This is a genomic window from Streptomyces venezuelae (genome assembly GCF_008642375.1).
In the GTDB taxonomy this organism is placed as follows: Bacteria; Actinomycetota; Actinomycetes; order Streptomycetales; family Streptomycetaceae; genus Streptomyces; species Streptomyces venezuelae_G.
The window spans coordinates 2,540,085-2,558,787 of sequence record NZ_CP029194.1 but is presented as its reverse complement, the minus strand read 5'-3'; the positions used below and the strand labels follow the sequence as shown (position 1 = coordinate 2,558,787).

The window sequence follows — 18,703 nt, the reverse complement described above, 5'->3', positions numbered from 1 at the left end:
GCACTCGCGTTGTGGCGTACGCACGACAGAAGTTGACGGTCTACTTGACGGTACCCAGCACGGTGACGGCCCGCGACCCGCGGCGCGCCCAGGCGCGCCCCCGCCCGCCGGCCGGCACGAAGACACGAGGTGAGACGCGGTGAAGGGCACAGTCGGAGAGCTGGGCGAGTTCGGGCTCATCAGAGAGCTCACGTCCCGGCTCACCTCCACCCCGGCGGTACGGATCGGGCCCGGCGACGACGCCGCGGTCGTCTCCGCACCCGACCGGCGCGTGGTGGCCAGCACGGACATCCTCCTCGAAGGACGTCACTTCCGCCGCGACTGGTCGACGGCGTACGACGTCGGCCGCAAGGCCGCCGCGCAGAACCTCGCGGACATCGCCGCCATGGGCGCGGTCCCCACCGCGCTCCTCCTCGGCCTCGTCGTCCCCGCCGAACTCCCCGCCACCTGGCCCGTCGAACTCATGGACGGACTGCGCGACGAATGTCAGGTCGCGGGTGCGGCCGTCGTCGGCGGCGACGTCGTCCGGGGCGACACCATCACCATCGCCATCACCGCCCTCGGCGACCTCCGCAACCACGACCCGGTGACCCGGGGCGGGGCCCAGCCCGGCGACGTCGTCGCGTACACCGGCTGGCTCGGCTGGTCCGCCGCCGGATACGCCGTCCTCTCCCGCGGCTTCCGCTCGCCCCGCGCCTTCGTCGAGGCCCACCGCAGGCCCGAGCCGCCGTACCACGCCGGCCCCGCCGCAGCGGGACTCGGCGCCACCGCCATGTGCGACGTCAGCGACGGCCTGATCGCCGACCTCGGCCACATCGCCGAGGCCAGCAAGGTCCGCATCGACCTGCGCTCCGGGCTCATCGACATCCCCACCCAGATGAACGACATCGGCCAGGCCGTCGGCGTCGACCCCATGCAGTGGGTGCTGACCGGGGGAGAGGACCACGCCATCGTGGCCACCTTCCCGCCGGACGTGAAGCTCCCCGCCCGCTGGAAGGTCATCGGCGAGGTCCTCCACCCCTCGGCGCTGCCCCAGGTCACCGTGGACGGCGCCCCGTGGCACAGCGCGGGCGGCTGGGACCACTTCGGAGAGACGGAGTGACCGCTCGGCCCCCGGCGCCCGCCGCGGTGCCCCCGCTCGTGCTCACCGTCGCCGGATCCGACTCCGGCGGCGGCGCCGGCATCCAGGCCGACCTGAAGACGATGCTCGCGCTGGGCGTCCACGGCATGAGCGTGCTCACCGCCGTCACCGCCCAGAACTCGCGGGGCGTCCAGGGAGCCTGGGAGCTGCCCGAGGAGGCCGTACGGGCCCAGTACCGGGCCGTCGTCGACGACATCGGCGTCCAGGCCGTGAAGACGGGCATGCTGGCCTCCGCCGCGCTCGTCGAGACGGTGGCGGAGCTGCTCGCCGGGACGCCCGCCCCGGTGGTCGTGGACCCCGTCGGTGTCTCCAAGCACGGGGACTCGCTGCTCGCCGCCTCGGCCCTCGAATCCGTCCGGACGAAGCTGCTGCCGGTCGCGACCGTCGCCACACCCAACCTGGACGAGGTGGCGCAGCTCACAGGCGTCCACGTCGTGTACGAGAGCGACATGCGGGTCGCCGCCGAGGCGATCCTGTCGTACGGGGCGCGCTGGGCCCTCATCAAGGGCGGGCACCTGCCCACCGGCCAGGAGGCCGTGGACCTGCTGACGGACGGTGCCGAGGAGCACTGGCTGCGCGCGCCCCGGCACGACAACCGCCACACGCACGGCACGGGCTGCACGCTGGCCTCGGCCGTGGCCTCGGGGCTCGCCAAGGGCCTGGCGGTGCCGGAGGCGGTACGGCAGGCCAAGGAGTACGTCACGGGGGCCATCGCCGCCGGATTCGCGCTGGGCTCGGGCATCGGCCCGGTCGACCACGGCTGGCGGTTCAGGTCCTAGTCCCCGCCGGCCCCCGGAAGGACTCCGGGCTTCCGGAAAAAGATTCCGGGTACGGCAAGAGGCCGGTTCACCTAGGTGAACCGGCCTCTCAAGGCAACCGCAGGGGCTGCGCTACGACGGAACGTCGCAATTAGCGCGAGACCTTGCCGGCCTTGATGCACGAGGTGCAGACGTTGAGCCGCTTCGGCGTCCGACCGACCACGGCACGCACGCGCTGGATGTTCGGGTTCCAGCGACGGGACGTACGGCGGTGCGAGTGCGAAATGTTGTTGCCGAAGCCCGGCCCCTTGCCGCAGACGTCGCAGTTGGCAGCCACGGGTCACTCCAAAGACTTCAGAATTACAGTGAAATCCGGCGCACCGGAATCAGGAGTCTGAAGTGGCTTGCCGGGGGATGGCCCGGTGTGAACCGGGCAACCGAAGCAGCATACAACGCCTGCTTCGGTGGAACGAAACTACCATGGTCTCCGCGGACCTCGCCCCCGGCCCAGGTCACGAGCAGGACACCCCGGGTCTACCCTGCGGTGAGCTCACCGCCGAAGGAGGCCCCCTGTTGTCGCGAGCCCTTCAGCCTTTCGAGGAGCTCGTCGAGCTCGACGCCGAAGCACTCCGGACCTGGTCGGCGCGGGCGCTGGACGCCCTCGGGCGGGAGCGCGAGGAGATCGACGCGATCAACGTCTACCCGGTCGCTGACGGGGACACCGGCACCAACCTGTACCTGACGGCGGAAGCCGCCCACCAGGCCGTGGAAGACGTCTTCGCCGCCGCCGAACCCGACGCCGCCGAGACCGTACGGGCCATGGCCCACGGGGCCCTGCTCGGTGCCCGGGGCAACTCCGGCACCATCCTCGCCCAGCTGCTGCGCGGCATGGCGGCCGTCCTCGCCGAGGGACGTGACGGTGATCACCTCGCCCGCGCCCTCGCGGCGGCCGCCGACGCGGCCCGCCGGGCCGTCGCCCGCCCCGTCGAGGGCACGATCCTCACGGTGGCCTCCGCCGCCGCGCGGGCCTGCGCCGGAGGCGGCGGACTCGCGGAGGTGGCGGGATGCGCCTACGAGGGGGCCAGGACCGCCCTGGCGACCACCCGGGGCCAGCTGGACGTCCTCACCCGCGCCGGGGTCGTGGACGCCGGGGGACAGGGCCTGGTGACCGTCCTCGGAGCGCTCGTGGAGACCGTGACCGGCCAGGCGCCCGACCGACCGGAGGCGGAGCCGCACGGCCTGCTCGTGCCGCTCGGTGCCGCCGCGCCCGAGCGCTGCGGCACCGAGGACGGCCCCGCGTACGAGGTGATCTACCTCCTGGAGGCCGGGGACGCGGCCGTGGACCTGCTGCGGTCCCGCCTCGACGCTCTGGGGGACTCCCTGGTCGTCGTCGGCGGCGACGGACTGTGGAACGTCCACGTGCACGTCGACGACGCCGGAGCCGCGGTCGAGGCCGGCGTCGAGGCGGGGCGCCCCCACCGGATCCGGATCACCCACTTCGCGAGCGCCGCGGCCGAGGCGGACACGGACGCCCACGGGGCGCGGGCCCAGCGCGCGGTCGTCGCCGTCGTCCCCGGCGAGGGCCTGGCCGGACTGTGCGCCGAGGCGGGCGCCACCACCGTCCAGACCCGCCCCGGCGAACAGCCCGCGGGCGACGAACTCGTCGACGCGATCCGCCGGGCGCACGCCCGCGAGGTCGTCCTCCTGCCCAACGACACCGAGCTCCGCCAGACGGCCGCCGCCGCGGCCGAACGGGCCCGGGCGGAGGGCATCCGCGTCGCCCTCATCCCGACCCGGGCCGCCGTCCAGGGCATCGCCGCCCTCGCCGTCCACGAACCGGACCGCCGCTTCGACGAGGACGTCGTCGCCATGACGGCCGCCGCCGGCGCCACCCGCTACGCCGAACTCGCCGTCGCCGAACGCCAGTCCTTCACCTCGGCAGGCGTCTGCCAGGCCGGCGACGTCCTCGGCCTGATCGAGGGCGACGTCGCCGTCATCGGCCAGGACCTCACCGAGACCGCCCGCACCGTCCTCGACCGGATGCTCTCGGCGGGCGGCGAACTCGTCACCCTGATCGTCGCCGACGGCACCCCGCCCGACCTGGCCGCCGCCCTCGAAAGCCACGTCCGCCGCGGCTACCTGGCCGTCGACACGACCACGTACCACGCGGGCGAAGGAGCGCCTCCGCTGCTCATCGGAGTGGAATGACCCGAGGGGAACCACCCGGTTGTCGGTCCCGTGGTGTGCAATGGAACGCGTGCCCGCGCTCGACGAACCACTCAAGAAGTCCCTCGGCCCCGCCACCGCCAAGGTCATGGCCGAGGCGCTGGACCTGCACACGGTCGGTGACCTGCTCCACCACTACCCCCGCCGGTACGCCGAGCGGGGGGAGCTGACCACGCTCTCCGATCTGCCGCTCGACGAGCACGTCACGGTCGTCGCGCAGGTCGCCGACGCCCGTGTGCTCACCTTCAACGGCTCCAAGGGGCGCGGCCAGCGCCTCGAGGTGACCATCACGGACGGCAGCGGCCGGCTCCAACTGGTCTTCTTCGGCAAGGGCGTGCACAAGCCGCACAAGGACCTGCTGCCCGGCACCCGCGCGATGTTCTCCGGCAAGGTCTCGCTCTTCAACCGCCGCCTCCAGCTCGCCCATCCCGCGTACGAACTCCTCCGCGGCGACGGCGACGAGGCCGCCGACAGCGTCGGCACCTGGGCCGGGGCCCTCATCCCGATCTACCCGGCCACCACCAAGCTGGAGTCCTGGAAGATCGCCAAGGCCGTCGACGCCGTCCTGCCGCACGCCGAGGACGCCGTCGACCCCCTGCCACCCGCCCTGCGCGAGGGCCGCGGCCTCGCCGAGCTGCCCGAGGCCCTGCGGAAGATCCACCGCCCCCGTACCAAGGCGGACATCGCCGACGCCCGCGACCGGCTCAAGTGGGACGAGGCCTTCGTCCTCCAGGTCGCCCTCGCGCGCCGGCGGCACGCCGACACCCAACTCCCCGCCGTCGCCCGTCGGCCCGTCCCCGAGGGCATCCTCGACGCCTTCGACGCCAAGCTCCCCTTCACCCTCACCGACGGCCAGCAGAAGGTCTCCAAGGAGATCTTCGACGACCTCGCCACCGAACACCCCATGCACCGGCTCCTCCAGGGCGAGGTCGGATCGGGCAAGACGATGGTGGCTCTGCGCGCGATGCTCGCCGTCGTCGACTCCGGGGGACAGGCCGCGATGCTCGCCCCCACCGAGGTCCTCGCCCAGCAGCACCACCGCTCGGTGACCGAGATGATGGGCGAGCTCGCCGAGGGCGGCATGCTCGGCGGCGCCGAGCGGGCCACCAAGGTCGTCCTGCTCACCGGCTCCATGGGCACCGCCGCCCGCCGGCAGGCCCTCCTCGACCTGGTCACCGGCGAGGCCGGCGTCGTCATCGGCACCCACGCGCTGATCGAGGACAAGGTCCAGTTCCACGACCTGGGACTGGTCGTCGTCGACGAGCAGCACCGCTTCGGCGTCGAGCAGCGCGACGCCCTCCGCGGCAAGGGCAAGCAGCCGCCCCACCTCCTCGTGATGACCGCCACACCCATCCCGCGCACGGTCGCCATGACCGTCTTCGGCGACCTGGAGACCTCCGTCCTCGACCAGCTGCCCGCCGGCCGCTCCCCGATCGCCACCCACGTCGTCCCCGCCGCCGACAAACCGCACTTCCTCGCGCGTGCCTGGGAGCGGGTCCGCGAGGAGGTGGAGAACGGCCACCAGGCGTACGTCGTCTGCCCCCGGATCGGCGACGAGGAGGACCAGAAGAAGAAGTCCAGGGCGTCCGCCGAGGACGAGGCCGAGAAGCGCCCGCCGCTCGCCGTCCTCGAGGTCGCCGAGAAGCTCCGTACCGGCCCCCTCGCGGGCCTGCGGATCGCCGTCCTGCACGGCCGCATGCACCCCGACGACAAGGACGACGTCATGCGGCGCTTCGCCGCCGGCGACCTCGACGTCCTCGTCGCCACCACCGTCATCGAGGTCGGCGTCAACGTTCCCAACGCCACCGCCATGGTGATCATGGACGGCGACCGCTTCGGCGTCTCCCAGCTCCACCAGCTCCGCGGCCGGGTCGGCCGCGGAGCCGCCCCCGGCCTCTGCCTCCTGGTCACCGAGATGCCCGAGGCCAGCCCCGCCCGGCAGCGCCTCGGCGCCGTCGCCGCCACCCTCGACGGCTTCGAGCTCTCCCGCATCGACCTCGAACAGCGCCGCGAGGGCGACGTCCTCGGCCAGGCCCAGTCCGGGGTCCGCTCCTCCCTGAAGGTGCTCACCGTCATCGACGACGAGGAGGTCATCGCCGCCGCCCGCGAGGAGGCCACCGCCCTCGTCCTCGCCGACCCGGACCTCACCGCCCACCCCGGACTGCGCACCGCCCTCGAAGCCCTGCTCGACAAGGACCGGGAGGAGTACCTGGAGAAGGGCTGACCCCGGCGGACCCCGGCGCGGGCGCAACCGCCATAAGCTGTTGCGTACGCAATGGCTCATGGAGAACGAGGAAACCGATGACCCGCGTGATCGCCGGCACCGCCGGCGGACGCCGAATCGCCGTACCCCCCGGCAACGGCACCCGACCCACCTCCGACCGGGCGCGCGAAGGCCTCTTCTCCACCTGGGAGGCGTTCCTCGGCACCCTCGAAGGGACCCGGGTCGCCGACCTGTACGCGGGCTCCGGCGCCGTCGGCCTCGAAGCGCTCTCCCGGGGCGCGGTCCATGCGCTCCTCGTCGAGGCCGATCCGCGCGCCGCGAAGACGATCCGCGACAACATCCGGACACTCGCGCTGCCCGGCGCCGAGCTCCGGACCGGCAAGGCGGAGCAGATCGTGACGGGGGCGGCCCCGGCCGACCCGTACGACCTGGTCTTCCTCGACCCCCCGTACGCCGTCGCGGACGACGATCTTCGCGAGATCCTCCTCACACTCCGCTCGGAAGGCTGGCTCACGGACGACGCTCTCGTCACCGTGGAGCGCAGCACCCGAGGCGGGGAGTTCGACTGGCCGGCCGGATTCGAGCCACTGCGGGCCCGTCGTTACGGCGAGGGAACGTTTTGGTACGGTCGCGCCGCCTCTACGTGCGAAGACGCACGATGACCGGACCGGAGAGCGAGGGACTCAAGTTGCGCCGCGCCGTCTGTCCGGGGTCATTCGACCCCATCACCAACGGACATCTCGACATCATCGCCCGCGCCTCCAAGCTGTACGACGTCGTACATGTCGCGGTGATGATCAACCAGTCCAAGAAGGGACTGTTCACGGTCGAGGAGCGGATCGAGCTGATCCGCGAGGTCACCTCCGACTTCGGCAACGTCGAGGTGGAGTCGTTCCACGGACTGCTCGTCGACTTCTGCAAGCAGCGGGACATCCCCGCCATCGTCAAGGGCCTGCGCGCCGTCAGCGACTTCGACTACGAGCTGCAGATGGCCCAGATGAACATCGGCCTCACGGGAGTGGAGACCCTCTTCGTCCCCACCAACCCCACGTACAGCTTCCTCTCCTCCTCGCTGGTCAAGGAGGTGGCGGCCTGGGGCGGCGACGTCTCGCACCTGGTTCCGCCGCAGGTCCTCGGCAGGCTGAGCGAGCGCCTCGCGCAGAAGTGACACGCGGCCACCGCCGCTGACGCTCCGTCATCTGGTGTCGGACGGGAGCCGACTGCCCTTACAGTCGTCCCGTCCGTCTCCATCCAGCTGTAGAGAGTGGCGAGCACCCGGTGGACGTGCAGAAGAAGCTCGACGAGATCGTCGCGACCGTGCAGGGCGCCCGCTCCATGCCCATGTCGGCATCCTGTGTGGTCAACCGCGCCGAGCTGCTCGCCCTGCTCGAAGAGGTACGGGACGCCCTGCCCGGCTCCCTCGCCCAGGCCCAGGAGCTGATCGGCGGCCGCGAGCAGATGGTCGAGCAGGCCCGCCAGGAGGCGGAGCGGATCATCGAGGCGGCCCACGCCGAGCGCGGCTCGATCGTCTCCGACACCCAGGTCGCCAGGGAGTCGCAGGGCGAGGCCGACCGGATCCTCGCCGAGGCCCGCCGCGAGGCCGAGGAGGTCCGCGCCGAGGCCGACGACTACGTCGACTCCAAGCTCGCCAACTTCGAGGTCGTGCTCAACAAGACCATCGGCTCCGTCGACCGTGGCCGCGAGAAGCTCCTCGGCCGGGGCCCGGGCCTCGACCAGGACGGTTACGCGGACGAGGACGCCCCCGAGTACAGCGCGGACCCGCAGACGCTGATCAGCCGGGCCGACGAGTACGTGGACGCCAAGCTCGGCGCCTTCGAGGCGGTGCTCAGCAAGACCCTGGAGGCCGTCGGGCGCGGCCGGCAGAAGCTGCACGGCCGGATCGCCACCGACGACCTCGGCGAGCACATGGCCGCGCAGGACGGCCTCGGCGGCACGGTGCACACGAGCGACGCCGACTACCTGGCCGGGCTCGCGGAGCTCGCCGACCCCCAGCCGGTCCCGGTCGCCGCACAGGCCCCCGCGCACATCCCGACCCAGCAGCCCGACCCGTACGGCTACCCGCAGCAGCCGCAGCAGGACCCCGCCTACGGCTACCAGCAGCAGGACCCCGCCTACGGCTACCAGCAGCCCGACCCGTACTCCGTTGCAGGCACCGGCTCCACCGGAGCGGCCTACGCCGCGCACTATGACGGCCAGTACGGCTACGAGCAGCAGCAGCAGCACGAGTACCAGCCCCAGGCCCCGCAGCAGCAGCCGGCCGCCGCGCTCGACGAGACCAGTTTCTTCGACACGAGCATGATCGACCTGGAGCAGCTGCGCCGGTACGAACAGGGGCAGTAGAGGGCGCGGGGCCCGGATTGGGCCCTGAGCGAAGCGTCCAGTATCCTGGCTCTTCGGTCGCGCCTGTTCCGCGATCCTTGCTGCCCACTTCTGGCGGCCCCCTCACGATTCGAAAGCAGGAAGAGCCCTGAGCACGCGCCTCGACCACCGCAACCCCCTCGTGTTCGACACGCACGAGCTGGGGCGGCGTCCTGGTGCCCTCCAGCGGCTCTCGCGCTCCGTAGAGGCCCCCGCGGCCCTCGGTGTCGAAGGGGTCATCGGGGTGCCCGAGGGCGCTCCGGTGGAAATCGATCTCCGTCTCGAATCGGTCATGGAAGGGGTGCTTGTCACAGGCACCGCCCGTGCATCGGCCGAGGGGGAGTGCGTAAGGTGTCTGGAGCCCGTCGAGCTCGAGCTCGACGTGGACTTCCAGGAGATGTTCTCGTACCCCGACTCCGACGACCGGGGCCGCTCCAAGGCGGCCGCGGACGACGAAGCCGAGGAAGGCGAGGACATGATCCCCCTCGAGGACGGCATGTTCGACCTCGAGCCTCTGCTGCGTGATGCGGTGGTGCTCGCACTGCCGATGCAGCCGGTGTGCCGGGACGACTGTGCGGGTCTGTGCTCCGAGTGTGGAGCCAACCTGAACGAGGACCCGGACCACCACCATGATGCCGTCGACGCCCGTTGGGCGGCATTGCAGGGACTCGCCGGTTCGCTGGGAACCGATGAGAAGGACAACATGAGCGGCAAAGCCTCTGACGGGGACGTCCGAAGCGCCGCCGAGAAGCAGGAGAAGTAGCCGTGGCTGTTCCGAAGCGGAAGATGTCGCGCAGCAACACGCGCCACCGCCGGTCGCAGTGGAAGGCTGCGGTCCCCACCCTGGTTTCGTGTGAGCGTTGCCAGGAGCCGAAGCTGCAGCACATCGCGTGCCCGAGCTGCGGCACCTACAACAAGCGCCAGGTCCTCTCGGTCTGATTGGGCTGGTGAGAGGCGCAATGTCTGAGTCCCGCAAGACGGACGACAAGACGGACCATGCCTCGTCCCACACGCTTCTGGAAGGGCGGCTCGGCTATCGGCTCGAGTCCGCCCTTCTGGTGCGTGCACTGACCCACCGTTCGTTCGCGTACGAGAACGGCGGCCTGCCCACCAACGAGCGTCTCGAGTTCCTCGGGGACTCCGTGCTCGGCCTGGTGGTCACGGACACGCTGTATCGCACCCACCCCGACCTGCCCGAAGGCCAGCTGGCCAAGCTGCGGGCCGCGGTGGTCAACTCACGCGCACTTGCGGAGGTCGGTCGCGGCCTCGAACTCGGCTCCTTCATCCGGCTCGGCCGGGGCGAAGAGGGCACGGGCGGCCGGGACAAGGCGTCCATCCTCGCCGACACCCTTGAAGCGGTGATCGGCGCGGTCTATCTCGACCAGGGCCTCGACGCGGCGTCCGAGCTGGTTCACCGGCTCTTCGACCCGCTGATCGAGAAGTCCTCAAGCCTCGGTGCCGGCCTGGACTGGAAGACCAGTCTCCAGGAGCTCACCGCGGCCGAGGGCCTGGGTGTGCCGGAATACCTCGTCACCGAAGAGGGCCCGGACCACGAGAAGGTCTTCACTGCTGCCGCCCGCGTCGGTGGTGTCTCGTACGGCACCGGCACCGGCCGCAGCAAGAAGGAAGCGGAACAGCAGGCGGCGGAGTCCGCGTGGCGTGCGATTCGCGCGGCCGCGGACGAGCGAGTGGCGGCGGCCAAGGCCGCTGCCGAAGCCGGTACGGGAGAGGTCGCCGACCCCTCTCCGACCACGGACGGGGCGACGGCCTGAGGGCCTTCACCCACCGCTTCCCGAGAACCCCGCCCCAGGGCGGGGTTCTCGTTTTTCCTCGGCGTGTACGCCGGTAGGGTTGAGGCGCTGTCGATCGACGTCGTCCGGAGGAGTCCCGTGCCCGAGCTGCCCGAGGTCGAGGTCGTACGGCGCGGACTGGAGCGCTGGGTCGCCGGGCGGACCGTGACCGAGGTCGAGGTGCTGCACCCGAGGGCCGTACGGCGCCATCCGGCCGGCGGCGCGGACTTCGCGTCCCGGCTGAAGGGGCAGCGGTTCGAGGTGGCGCGGCGCCGCGGCAAGTACCTCTGGCTGCCGCTGGCCGACACCGGTACCTCCGTCCTCGGGCACCTGGGCATGAGCGGCCAGCTGCTCGTCCAGCCGGAGGGTGCCGCGGACGAGAAGCACCTCCGCATCCGGATCCGCTTCGACGACGCCGCCGGCACCGAGCTCCGCTTCGTCGACCAGCGCACCTTCGGTGGGCTCTCGCTCCACGACCAGACCCCCGACGGACTGCCGGACGTCATCGCGCACATCGCCCGGGATCCGCTGGACCCCGAGTTCGACGAGGCCGCGTTCCACCGCGCGCTGCGGCTGCGGCGTACGACCGTCAAGCGGGCCCTGCTCGACCAGTCGCTGATCAGCGGCGTCGGCAACATCTACGCGGACGAGGCGCTCTGGCGGTCCAGGCTGCACTACGACCGGCCCACCGGCACGCTCACCCGCCCGCGCTCGGCGGAACTCCTCGGGCACGCCCGGGACGTCATGAACGAAGCCCTCGCGGTCGGCGGCACCAGCTTCGACAGCCTGTACGTGAACGTCAACGGCGAGTCCGGCTACTTCGACCGCTCGCTCGACGCCTACGGGCGCGAGGGCGAGCCGTGCCACCGCTGCGGCACGCCGATGCGCAGGCGCCCCTGGATGAACCGCTCCAGCTACTTCTGCCCGCGCTGCCAGCGGCCGCCGCGCCCGAGCGCGTGACGATCCCGCCCGCGTGACGACGAGGGCGGTCAGCTCGTGACCGGGGCCGTGCGCTCCGCGTCGTAATTCTCGCGTGCCGCCTCGACCTGCGGCATGCGCCCCTCCACCAGCTCGATCAGGCCGATGAGCCGCTCCGCGATCTCACGGCCGAGCGGCGTGAGGCGGTAGTCGACCCGCGGTGGGTTCGTGGGCTGTGCGTCCCGGTGGACGAGACCGTCGCGCTCCAGCGCGTGGAGCGTCTGCGACAGCATCTTCTCGCTCACGCCGTCGACCCGGCGCCGCAGCTCGTTGAAGCGGAACGTCCCGTCGTACAGGGCGCCCAGGGTCAGGCTGCCCCAGCGGCCCGTCACGTGCTCCAGCGTGCCGCGCGAGGGACAGGCCCGCGCGAAGACGTCGTAGGCGAGATCGTCAGTCATGCCCTCTACCGTACTCGCGCACAGCGCTTACCGACAGTGGTGCGCTTTCTGATTGCTTGCGCTTTCCAAAAGTTAGTGCTCTACTTCTGGTCATACCCCCGCAGACCTTTCGAGGAGCTTCTTGTGACCACCCCCGTCGTCTCCATCGCCTACCACTCCGGCTACGGCCACACCGCGGTCCTGGCCGAAGCCGTCCGCGCCGGTGCCGTCGACGCGGGTGCCACCGTCCACCTGATCAACGTCGACGGGATCACCGACGCCGAGTGGGAGCTGCTCGACTCCTCCGACGCGATCGTCTTCGGCTCCCCGACCTACATGGGCACCGCCTCGGGCGCCTTCCACCAGTTCGCCGAGGCCACCTCGAAGCGCTGGTTCGCCGACGCCTGGCTGGACAAGCTCGCCGCCGGATTCACCAACTCCGGCTCCAAGAGCGGTGACAAGCTGCACACCCTGCAGTTCTTCCAGACCCTCGCCGGCCAGCACGGCATGACCTGGGTCAACCTCGGTCTGAAGCCCGGCTGGAACAGCAGCGAGGCCTCCGAGAACGACCTCAACCGCCTCGGCTTCTTCTCCGGCGCCGGCGCCCAGACCCACACCGACCTCGGCCCCGACGGCGTCCACAAGGCGGATGTCGCCACCGCCGAGCACCTCGGCCACCGCGTCGCCGTGACCGCGCGCACCTTCGCGGCCGGCAAGGTCGCCGCCTGACCGCAGGCCCCGCCCGGTCCCGCGCCTGATCCCGCGCCTGATCCCGTGCAACGAAAAGGGCCCCGTCACCGCAGTGGTGACGGGGCCCTTTCCGTGTGCGGGAACGGCCTCAGCGGCCGAAGTCCTGGGTCCACCAGGGGCCGCCGTCGGCGAAGTGCACGCCGACGCCCAGCGTCGTGTAGTCGCAGTTCAGGATGTTGGCGCGGTGGCCGTCGCTGTTCATCCAGGAGTCCATCACGGCCGCCGCGTCCGCCTGGCCGCGCGCGATGTTCTCGCCGGCCAGGCCCGTGACGCCCGCCTGCTCGGCGCGCGCCCACGGGGTGTCCCCGTCCGGGTCCGTGTGGTCGAAGAAGCCGCGCTCCGCCATGTCCGTGCTGAACGCCCCGGCCAGCGCCGCGAGCTGCGCGTCCGCGCGGACCGGGGTGCAGCCCACCTTGGCGCGCTCGACGTTGACCAGCCGGAGCACCTCCGCCTCGGCCGCCGTTCCCCGGTTGGCCGTGGAGGGGGCGGCCGGGGTCTCGGCCGGCGCCTCGGTGGTCGGGTCCGGGGTCGGGGTCGGGGTCGGTGTCGGCGTCGGCGTCGGCCGCGGCGCGGCCGGCTTCGTCGTGGGCGCGACCGGGACCTTCGGGGTCACGGGCTCGGCCTTGGCCGTCGCCTTCGACGGGGTCGGCTTCGGAGTCGGCTTCGCGGAGGTGGAGGGGGCGGTGGAGGGCGAGGCGGACTTGCTCGCGCTCGCGCTCGGGCGCGCGCTCGGGCTCTTGCCCGAACCGGAGCCCGCCGTGCCGGCCGTGCCCGTGCCGCCCGACCCGCCGCCGGTCGGGGTCTGGGTCGCCCCGCCCTGTGTCGTCAGCTCCGGGGCCTGCCGGGACTGGACCTGGCGCTCGTCCGAGCCGGCGTTCCCGACGGTGAAGGTGTCCCCGCCGGGGAGCAGACCCGAGGCGACGGCCACGGCTCCCACCGCGACCGCCGCGGAGGCGCCCAGGAGTCCGGTGCGCACGGAGGTGCTCCGCCGCTTGCGGCGGTCACCCCGGTGTCGGTGGTCCGAACCGGCCGCGTAGTCTTCTGCGGCGGGTGCGGAGCCGGAGCGACGGTGGCGTCCCATGTGCTGCCTGCCTTCCTCTGCGGAGCTCCGCCGTTCCCTGCGGATCCTTGCTGGTGTGTGCCGGTCTTTGCTGTTCTTTGCTGATCTTTGCTGTCAGCGCGATGTGGACCGAAAGTCGAATGGCGCGCGCCCGAACGGGTGAGCCGCATTCCGTCGGGACTGTACGCGATGAGAAGCCGGGGCGACGTGCTCATCGGGGGATCCGCCGGTTAGCGTGCAGCCATGAGTGACGACGTACGGATGACCGCCTGGGTGCGCGGCCGGGTACAGGGAGTGGGCTTCCGCTGGTTCACCAGGGCAAACGCACTGGAGATCGGCGGCCTCGTGGGCTTCGCCCTGAACCTCGACGACGGCCGGGTCCAGGTGGTGGCCGAGGGGCCGAGTGAGAATTGCCACCGTCTTCTCGACTGGCTCCGCACGGGCGACACACCCGGCCGCGTGGACGGCGTCACGGAGATATGGGGCACCCCGCGCGGAGGCTACGAGACCTTCGCGATCCGCTGACGTTCGTGGCGGTGGCCCCTCCCCGGTGACCGGGAGGGGTGCCGGCGGAACGCGCCGTGACGAGGGCGGGACGGGAGAACTGCCTGGTGGTTGCCAAGAAGTGCGCGCCGTGGAAGGCTGCCCGTTAAGGATGATCGCCACGCCCCGAGGCACCGGGTCGAGAGGCACCGCTGCTTGTCGCGCGGCCGCCGACTCCCCGGGCGCCCCTTCGAACGGGGCGTGATCGTGTTGACCGTCAAACTTTTTGGTGAGACGCTGGAATCCCCGCGCACCTTAGCTGTTTGGCAGTAAGAACCGGCACGATGCACTGCCGAGCACCGCGGGTGCGAATCCCTCACGACCCACACCGCAATCGGTCGGTCACTCAGTGTGGAGGACCATCCATCATGGCAAAGGCGCTTCTCGGTTACGTCGGCGGCTCCGACCCGCGACTCCTCGCCGAGATGCGACGGCTTCAGCAGCGTGTCCAGGACCTGGAATCCGAGCTGGTACGGATCCAGTCCGAGAACGACACGCTCGCGGCTGCCGCCGCTCAGCACCAGGGAGAGTCGCTGCTCGACAGCATCGATCTCGACGTACCCCAGGCGGAGCCTGCGCTCACCTGACAACCAGCCCCCAGGGGCCAGGTGGGAAACACTCCGTCCGGCATCGCCGACCGGGAAGCCGCGTCGGCGTAGCAGGACAAGGCACAGCTGGATATGCAAGGGGCGCTTCGGCGTCCCTTCTTTCTTTCACCCGCCGTTTCCCCCACGGCCCACCCCAGGCTCACCCCTCCTCACCCGGTGATCTGCCCTGCACCTTCGCGAGTGAAACGCGCGGGCCCCGGTAGAGTCCCCGGGGTGCACCTCAAGGCCCTGACCCTCCGCGGATTCAAGTCGTTCGCCTCGGCCACGACCCTGCGGTTCGAACCCGGCATCACCTGCGTCGTGGGCCCCAACGGATCGGGTAAGTCCAACGTCGTGGACGCCCTGTCCTGGGTCATGGGAGAGCAGGGCGCCAAGTCGCTGCGCGGCGGCAAGATGGAGGACGTCATCTTCGCCGGCACGACCGGGCGCCCCCCGCTCGGCCGCGCCGAGGTCTCGCTGACCATCGACAACTCCGACGGCGCGCTGCCCATCGACTACGCCGAGGTCACCATCACCCGGATCATGTTCCGGGGTGGCAGCAGCGAGTACCAGATCAACGGCGACACCTGCCGGCTGCTCGACATCCAGGACCTGCTCTCCGACTCCGGCATCGGACGCGAGATGCACGTCATCGTCGGACAGGGCCAGCTCGACTCCGTCCTGCACGCCGACCCGATGGGCCGCCGCGCCTTCATCGAGGAGGCCTCCGGCGTCCTCAAGCACCGCAAGCGCAAGGAGAAGGCGCTGCGGAAGCTGGACGCGATGCAGGCCAACCTCGCGCGCGTGCAGGACCTCGCCGACGAGCTGCGCCGCCAGCTCAAGCCCCTCGGCCGGCAGGCCGCCGTCGCCCGCCGCGCCGTCGTCATCCAGGCCGACCTCCGCGACGCCCGCCTCCGGCTCCTCGCCGACGACCTGGACCGGCTGCAGCGGGCCCTCACCGCCGAAGTCGCCGACGAGGCGGCGCTCCTCGCCCGCAAGGAGGCCACCGCGGCGGAGCTGCGCGAGGCGCTCGCCCGCGAGGCGGCACTCGAAGCGGAGGTCCAGGCCCTCGCGCCCCGCCTCGAACGCGCCCAGCAGAGCTGGTACGCCCTCTCCCAGCTCGCCGAACGTGTCCGAGGCACGATCTCGCTCGCCGACGCGCGCGTGAAGAGCGCCGACGACGCCCCCGCCGAGGAGCGGCGCGGCCGTGATCCCGAGGACCTGGAGCGGGAGGCCGCCCGCGTCCGTGAGCAGGAGGCCGAACTCGAAGCCGCCCTGGAGGCGGCCGAGCGCGCCCTGGAGGACACCGTCGCCCACCGCGCCGAGCTCGAACGCGCGCTGACCGCGGAGGAGCGCCGTCTCAAGGACGCGGCCCGGGCCATCGCCGACCGGCGCGAGGGCCTCGCCCGCCTCCACGGCCAGGTGAACGCGGCCCGCTCGCGCGCCGCCGCCGCCCAGGCGGAGATCGACCGGCTGACCGCCGCCCGGGACGAGGCGGCGGACCGGGCGGTCGCCGCCCAGGAGGAGTACGAGCAGCTCACGGCGGAGGTCGAGGGCCTCGACGCCGCGGACGGCGAGCACGGCGAGCGGTACGAGGCGGCCCGCCGCGAACTCGCCGAGGCGGACGGCGCGCTGAGCGCCGCCCGCGACGCGCTCGGGACCGCCGAACGGAGCCGGGCCGCGACCCGCGCCCGGCACGACACCCTCGCCCTCGGCCTGCGCCGCAAGGACGGCACGGGCGCCCTGCTCTCCGCAGGCGTCACCGGACTCCTCGGCCCGGCCGCCCAACTCCTCACCGTCACCCCGGGATACGAGATCCCCGTGGCCGCCGCCCTCGGCGCCGCCGCCGACGCGGTCGCCGCCACCGGACCGGCCGCCGCGGCCGAGGCCCTGCGCCTCCTCCGCAAGCAGGACGCGGGCCGCGCCTCCCTTCTCCTGGCCGACGCCCCGGAGCCGCCCCCCGGCCCCGGCGCCGACCTCGGTGCCGAAGGCTGCCCGAGCGCCGCCGACCTGGTCCGCGGCCCCGCCGAACTCCTCCCCGCCGTACGCCGGCTGCTGGCGGGAGTGGTCGTCGTCGACGGCCTCGACGAGGCCGAGCGGCTGGTCCGGTCCCGCCCAGGGCTCACTGCGGTCACCGCCGAAGGAGACCTGCTCGGCGGGCACTTCGCGCACGGTGGGTCCGCCGGCGCGCCCAGCCTGCTCGAAGTCCAGGCCTCGGTGGCCGAAGCCGCCGCCGAGCTGGACGAACTGACCGTACGGTGCGAGGACTTGACCACCGCGCAGCGCGAGGCCGACGAGCGTCGCCGGCGCGCGGGAGCGCTCGTCGAGGAGCTGGACGCGAGCCGCCGGGCCGCCGAGCGGGAGAAGTCGGCCGTCGCCGCGGAGCTGGGGCGGCTCGCCGGGCAGGCCAGGGGAGCGGCGGGGGAGGCCGAGCGGACCGCCGCGGCCGTCGCCCGCGCCCAGGAGGCCCTGGAGAAGGCCGTCGCCGACGCGGAGGAGCTGGCCGAACGGCTCCTCGTCGCGCAGGAGGCCACCGCCTTCGGGGACGGTGAAGACGAGCCCGACACCTCCGTCCGCGACCGGCTCTCGATCGACGGCTCCAACGCGCGCCAGACCGAGATGGAGGCGCGGCTCCAGGTCCGTACGCACGAGGAGCGGGTCAAGGGCCTGGCCGGGCGCGCCGACTCCCTCGACCGGGCCGCCCGCGCCGAACGCGAGGCACGCGCGCGTGCCGAACAGCGCCGGACCCGGCTCCGGCACGAACGGCGGGTCGCGGGCGCGGTCGCCGCCGGGTCCCGCGGCCTCCTGGCCCACGTGGAGGTCTCGCTCGTCCGCGCCGAGCGGGAGCGAGTGGCGGCCCAGGAGGCGAGGGCCGATCGTGAACAGGGGCTCACGGTGGCCCGGGCGGGCGCCCGGGACCTCAAGGCCGAGCTGGACAAGCTGACCGACTCGGTCCACCGCGGCGAGGTGCTCGGCGCGGAGAAGCGGATGCGGATCGAGCAGCTGGAGGCGAAGGCCCTGGAGGAGTTCGGGGTGGAGGCGGCCGCGCTGGTCGCCGAGTACGGCCCCGACCAGCCCGTACCCCCGTCGCCGTCCGTCGACGGCGAAGAGCAGGAAGGGGCGGAGACCGCCCGGCCGTTCGTCCGTTCGGAGCAGGAGAAGCGGCTCAAGGCCGCCGAACGGGCGTACCACCAGCTCGGGAAGGTCAACCCGCTGGCCCTGGAGGAGTTCGCGGCGCTGGAGGAGCGGCACCGCTTCCTCTCCGAGCAGCTGGAGGACCTGAAGAAGACCAGGACGGACCTCCTTCAGGTCGTGAAAGAGGTCGACGTACGGGTCGAGCAGGTCTTCACGGAGGCGTACCGGGACACGGCCCGGGAGTTCGAGGGCGTCTTCTCGCGGCTCTTCCCCGGCGGCGAGGGCCGGCTGATCCTCACCGACCCGGACAACATGCTCACCACCGGCGTCGACGTGGAGGCCCGCCCGCCGGGCAAGAAGGTCAAGCGGCTCTCGCTGCTCTCCGGCGGCGAGCGGTCGCTCACCGCCGTGGCGCTGCTGGTCTCGATCTTCAAGGCCAGGCCCAGCCCGTTCTACGTCATGGACGAGGTCGAGGCGGCGCTCGACGACACCAACCTCCAGCGGCTCATCCGGATCATGGAGGAGCTCCAGGAGTCCTCGCAGCTGATCGTGATCACGCACCAGAAGCGGACGATGGAGGTCGCGGACGCGCTGTACGGCGTGTCCATGCAGGGCGACGGTGTCTCGAAGGTGATCAGTCAGCGACTGCGCTGAGCTTCATCTCTTCAAGTCTTGAACCTTCGGCACACCCTTACGTTCTTAAAGTCATACGACATCGACTATTGACTTCGAAACTTGAAGGCATAGTCTCTGCA

General features: G+C 72.0%; 18 protein-coding genes. 15 read left to right on the top strand and 3 right to left on the bottom strand.

Annotated elements, in window-relative coordinates:
- Positions 1 to 139 precede the first annotated feature (139 nt).
- Entirely contained in the window at positions 140 to 1,102 is a 963-nt protein-coding gene (locus DEJ46_RS11260) for a thiamine-phosphate kinase (RefSeq protein WP_055641144.1), read from the top strand.
- Complete coding sequence (gene thiD / locus DEJ46_RS11255) at positions 1,099 to 1,920, top strand: bifunctional hydroxymethylpyrimidine kinase/phosphomethylpyrimidine kinase (RefSeq protein ID WP_411757741.1); 822 nt, start codon at positions 1,099 to 1,101, stop codon at positions 1,918 to 1,920. Before DEJ46_RS11260 ends, thiD begins: the two co-directional genes overlap by 4 nt.
- A 130-nt stretch (positions 1,921 to 2,050) precedes the next feature.
- Here thiD and rpmB read toward each other — a convergent pair whose 3' ends face one another.
- Positions 2,051 to 2,236 (bottom strand): 50S ribosomal protein L28, encoded by a 186-nt coding sequence (rpmB, locus tag DEJ46_RS11250; protein WP_003957616.1) that lies wholly within the window; start codon positions 2,234 to 2,236, stop codon positions 2,051 to 2,053.
- A gap of 236 nt (positions 2,237 to 2,472) precedes the next feature.
- Between rpmB and DEJ46_RS11245 the strand changes: the two genes are divergently transcribed.
- The 9 genes from DEJ46_RS11245 (at position 2,473) to mutM (ending at position 11,478) form a co-directional block, all read left to right on the top strand.
- Positions 2,473 to 4,107 carry a DAK2 domain-containing protein gene (locus tag DEJ46_RS11245; protein ID WP_223834593.1) on the top strand — a complete coding sequence of 545 codons (1,635 nt, stop codon included), beginning with the start codon at positions 2,473 to 2,475 and terminating at the stop codon, positions 4,105 to 4,107.
- A gap of 40 nt (positions 4,108 to 4,147) precedes the next feature.
- Positions 4,148 to 6,349, top strand: a complete 2,202-nt coding sequence (recG, locus tag DEJ46_RS11240; protein ID WP_150265709.1) for an ATP-dependent DNA helicase RecG — start codon at positions 4,148 to 4,150, stop codon at positions 6,347 to 6,349.
- 77 nt (positions 6,350 to 6,426) lie between these two features.
- Positions 6,427 to 7,011 (top strand): 16S rRNA (guanine(966)-N(2))-methyltransferase RsmD, encoded by a 585-nt coding sequence (gene rsmD / locus DEJ46_RS11235; RefSeq protein WP_150265707.1) that lies wholly within the window; start codon positions 6,427 to 6,429, stop codon positions 7,009 to 7,011.
- Between the two features lie 26 nt (positions 7,012 to 7,037).
- Entirely contained in the window at positions 7,038 to 7,517 is a 480-nt protein-coding gene (gene coaD / locus DEJ46_RS11230) for a pantetheine-phosphate adenylyltransferase (RefSeq protein ID WP_190623190.1), read from the top strand.
- Between the two features lie 110 nt (positions 7,518 to 7,627).
- Positions 7,628 to 8,710 carry a cell division initiation protein gene (locus DEJ46_RS11225; protein WP_150265703.1) on the top strand — a complete coding sequence of 361 codons (1,083 nt, stop codon included), beginning with the start codon at positions 7,628 to 7,630 and terminating at the stop codon, positions 8,708 to 8,710.
- A 127-nt stretch (positions 8,711 to 8,837) separates the two neighbouring features.
- A complete protein-coding gene (locus DEJ46_RS11220) occupies positions 8,838 to 9,491 on the top strand; it encodes a YceD family protein (RefSeq protein WP_150265701.1) in 654 nt (217 codons plus the stop codon).
- A 2-nt stretch (positions 9,492 to 9,493) separates the two neighbouring features.
- The gene (gene rpmF, locus DEJ46_RS11215) at positions 9,494 to 9,667 is read left to right on the top strand and encodes a 50S ribosomal protein L32 (RefSeq protein ID WP_015036448.1); all 174 of its coding nucleotides are present in this window, start codon (positions 9,494 to 9,496) and stop codon (positions 9,665 to 9,667) included.
- Positions 9,668 to 9,687: 20 nt separating this feature from the next.
- A complete protein-coding gene (gene rnc / locus DEJ46_RS11210) occupies positions 9,688 to 10,500 on the top strand; it encodes a ribonuclease III (protein WP_150265700.1) in 813 nt (270 codons plus the stop codon).
- A 117-nt stretch (positions 10,501 to 10,617) separates the two neighbouring features.
- The gene (gene mutM / locus DEJ46_RS11205) at positions 10,618 to 11,478 is read left to right on the top strand and encodes a bifunctional DNA-formamidopyrimidine glycosylase/DNA-(apurinic or apyrimidinic site) lyase (protein WP_150265698.1); all 861 of its coding nucleotides are present in this window, start codon (positions 10,618 to 10,620) and stop codon (positions 11,476 to 11,478) included.
- 29 nt (positions 11,479 to 11,507) lie between these two features.
- Here mutM and DEJ46_RS11200 read toward each other — a convergent pair whose 3' ends face one another.
- Complete coding sequence (locus DEJ46_RS11200; RefSeq protein WP_150265696.1) at positions 11,508 to 11,894, bottom strand: winged helix-turn-helix transcriptional regulator; 387 nt, start codon at positions 11,892 to 11,894, stop codon at positions 11,508 to 11,510.
- 123 nt (positions 11,895 to 12,017) lie between these two features.
- On the opposite strand from DEJ46_RS11200, the gene DEJ46_RS11195 reads away from it, so the two are divergent.
- Positions 12,018 to 12,602, top strand: coding sequence for a flavodoxin family protein (locus DEJ46_RS11195; RefSeq protein ID WP_150265694.1), 585 nt, complete (start codon positions 12,018 to 12,020; stop codon positions 12,600 to 12,602).
- Positions 12,603 to 12,711: 109 nt separating this feature from the next.
- Here the strand turns inward: DEJ46_RS11195 and DEJ46_RS11190 are convergent, their stop codons facing one another.
- Positions 12,712 to 13,704 (bottom strand): CAP domain-containing protein, encoded by a 993-nt coding sequence (locus tag DEJ46_RS11190; RefSeq protein ID WP_150265692.1) that lies wholly within the window; start codon positions 13,702 to 13,704, stop codon positions 12,712 to 12,714.
- A 222-nt stretch (positions 13,705 to 13,926) separates the two neighbouring features.
- Between DEJ46_RS11190 and DEJ46_RS11185 the strand changes: the two genes are divergently transcribed.
- From DEJ46_RS11185 to smc, 3 genes are all read left to right on the top strand, one after another.
- Positions 13,927 to 14,208 carry an acylphosphatase gene (locus tag DEJ46_RS11185; RefSeq protein WP_150265690.1) on the top strand — a complete coding sequence of 94 codons (282 nt, stop codon included), beginning with the start codon at positions 13,927 to 13,929 and terminating at the stop codon, positions 14,206 to 14,208.
- Between the two features lie 386 nt (positions 14,209 to 14,594).
- The gene (locus DEJ46_RS11180) at positions 14,595 to 14,813 is read left to right on the top strand and encodes a hypothetical protein (RefSeq protein ID WP_055641131.1); all 219 of its coding nucleotides are present in this window, start codon (positions 14,595 to 14,597) and stop codon (positions 14,811 to 14,813) included.
- 234 nt (positions 14,814 to 15,047) lie between these two features.
- Complete coding sequence (gene smc, locus DEJ46_RS11175; protein ID WP_150265688.1) at positions 15,048 to 18,602, top strand: chromosome segregation protein SMC; 3,555 nt, start codon at positions 15,048 to 15,050, stop codon at positions 18,600 to 18,602.
- Positions 18,603 to 18,703: the final 101 nt, after the last annotated feature.

Bases quoted from the DNA above. Each gene is read 5' to 3' on its own strand.
- recG (WP_150265709.1), top strand. From the start codon at position 4,148: ATGGAACGCGTGCCCGCGCTCGACGAACCACTCAAGAAGTCCCTCGGC.
- rsmD (WP_150265707.1), top strand. From the start codon at position 6,427: ATGACCCGCGTGATCGCCGGCACCGCCGGCGGACGCCGAATCGCCGTA.
- rnc (WP_150265700.1), top strand. From the start codon at position 9,688: ATGTCTGAGTCCCGCAAGACGGACGACAAGACGGACCATGCCTCGTCC.
- DEJ46_RS11200 (WP_150265696.1), bottom strand. From the start codon at position 11,894: ATGACTGACGATCTCGCCTACGACGTCTTCGCGCGGGCCTGTCCCTCG.
- DEJ46_RS11190 (WP_150265692.1), bottom strand. From the start codon at position 13,704: ATGGGACGCCACCGTCGCTCCGGCTCCGCACCCGCCGCAGAAGACTAC.
- DEJ46_RS11185 (WP_150265690.1), top strand. From the start codon at position 13,927: ATGAGTGACGACGTACGGATGACCGCCTGGGTGCGCGGCCGGGTACAG.
- DEJ46_RS11180 (WP_055641131.1), top strand. From the start codon at position 14,595: ATGGCAAAGGCGCTTCTCGGTTACGTCGGCGGCTCCGACCCGCGACTC.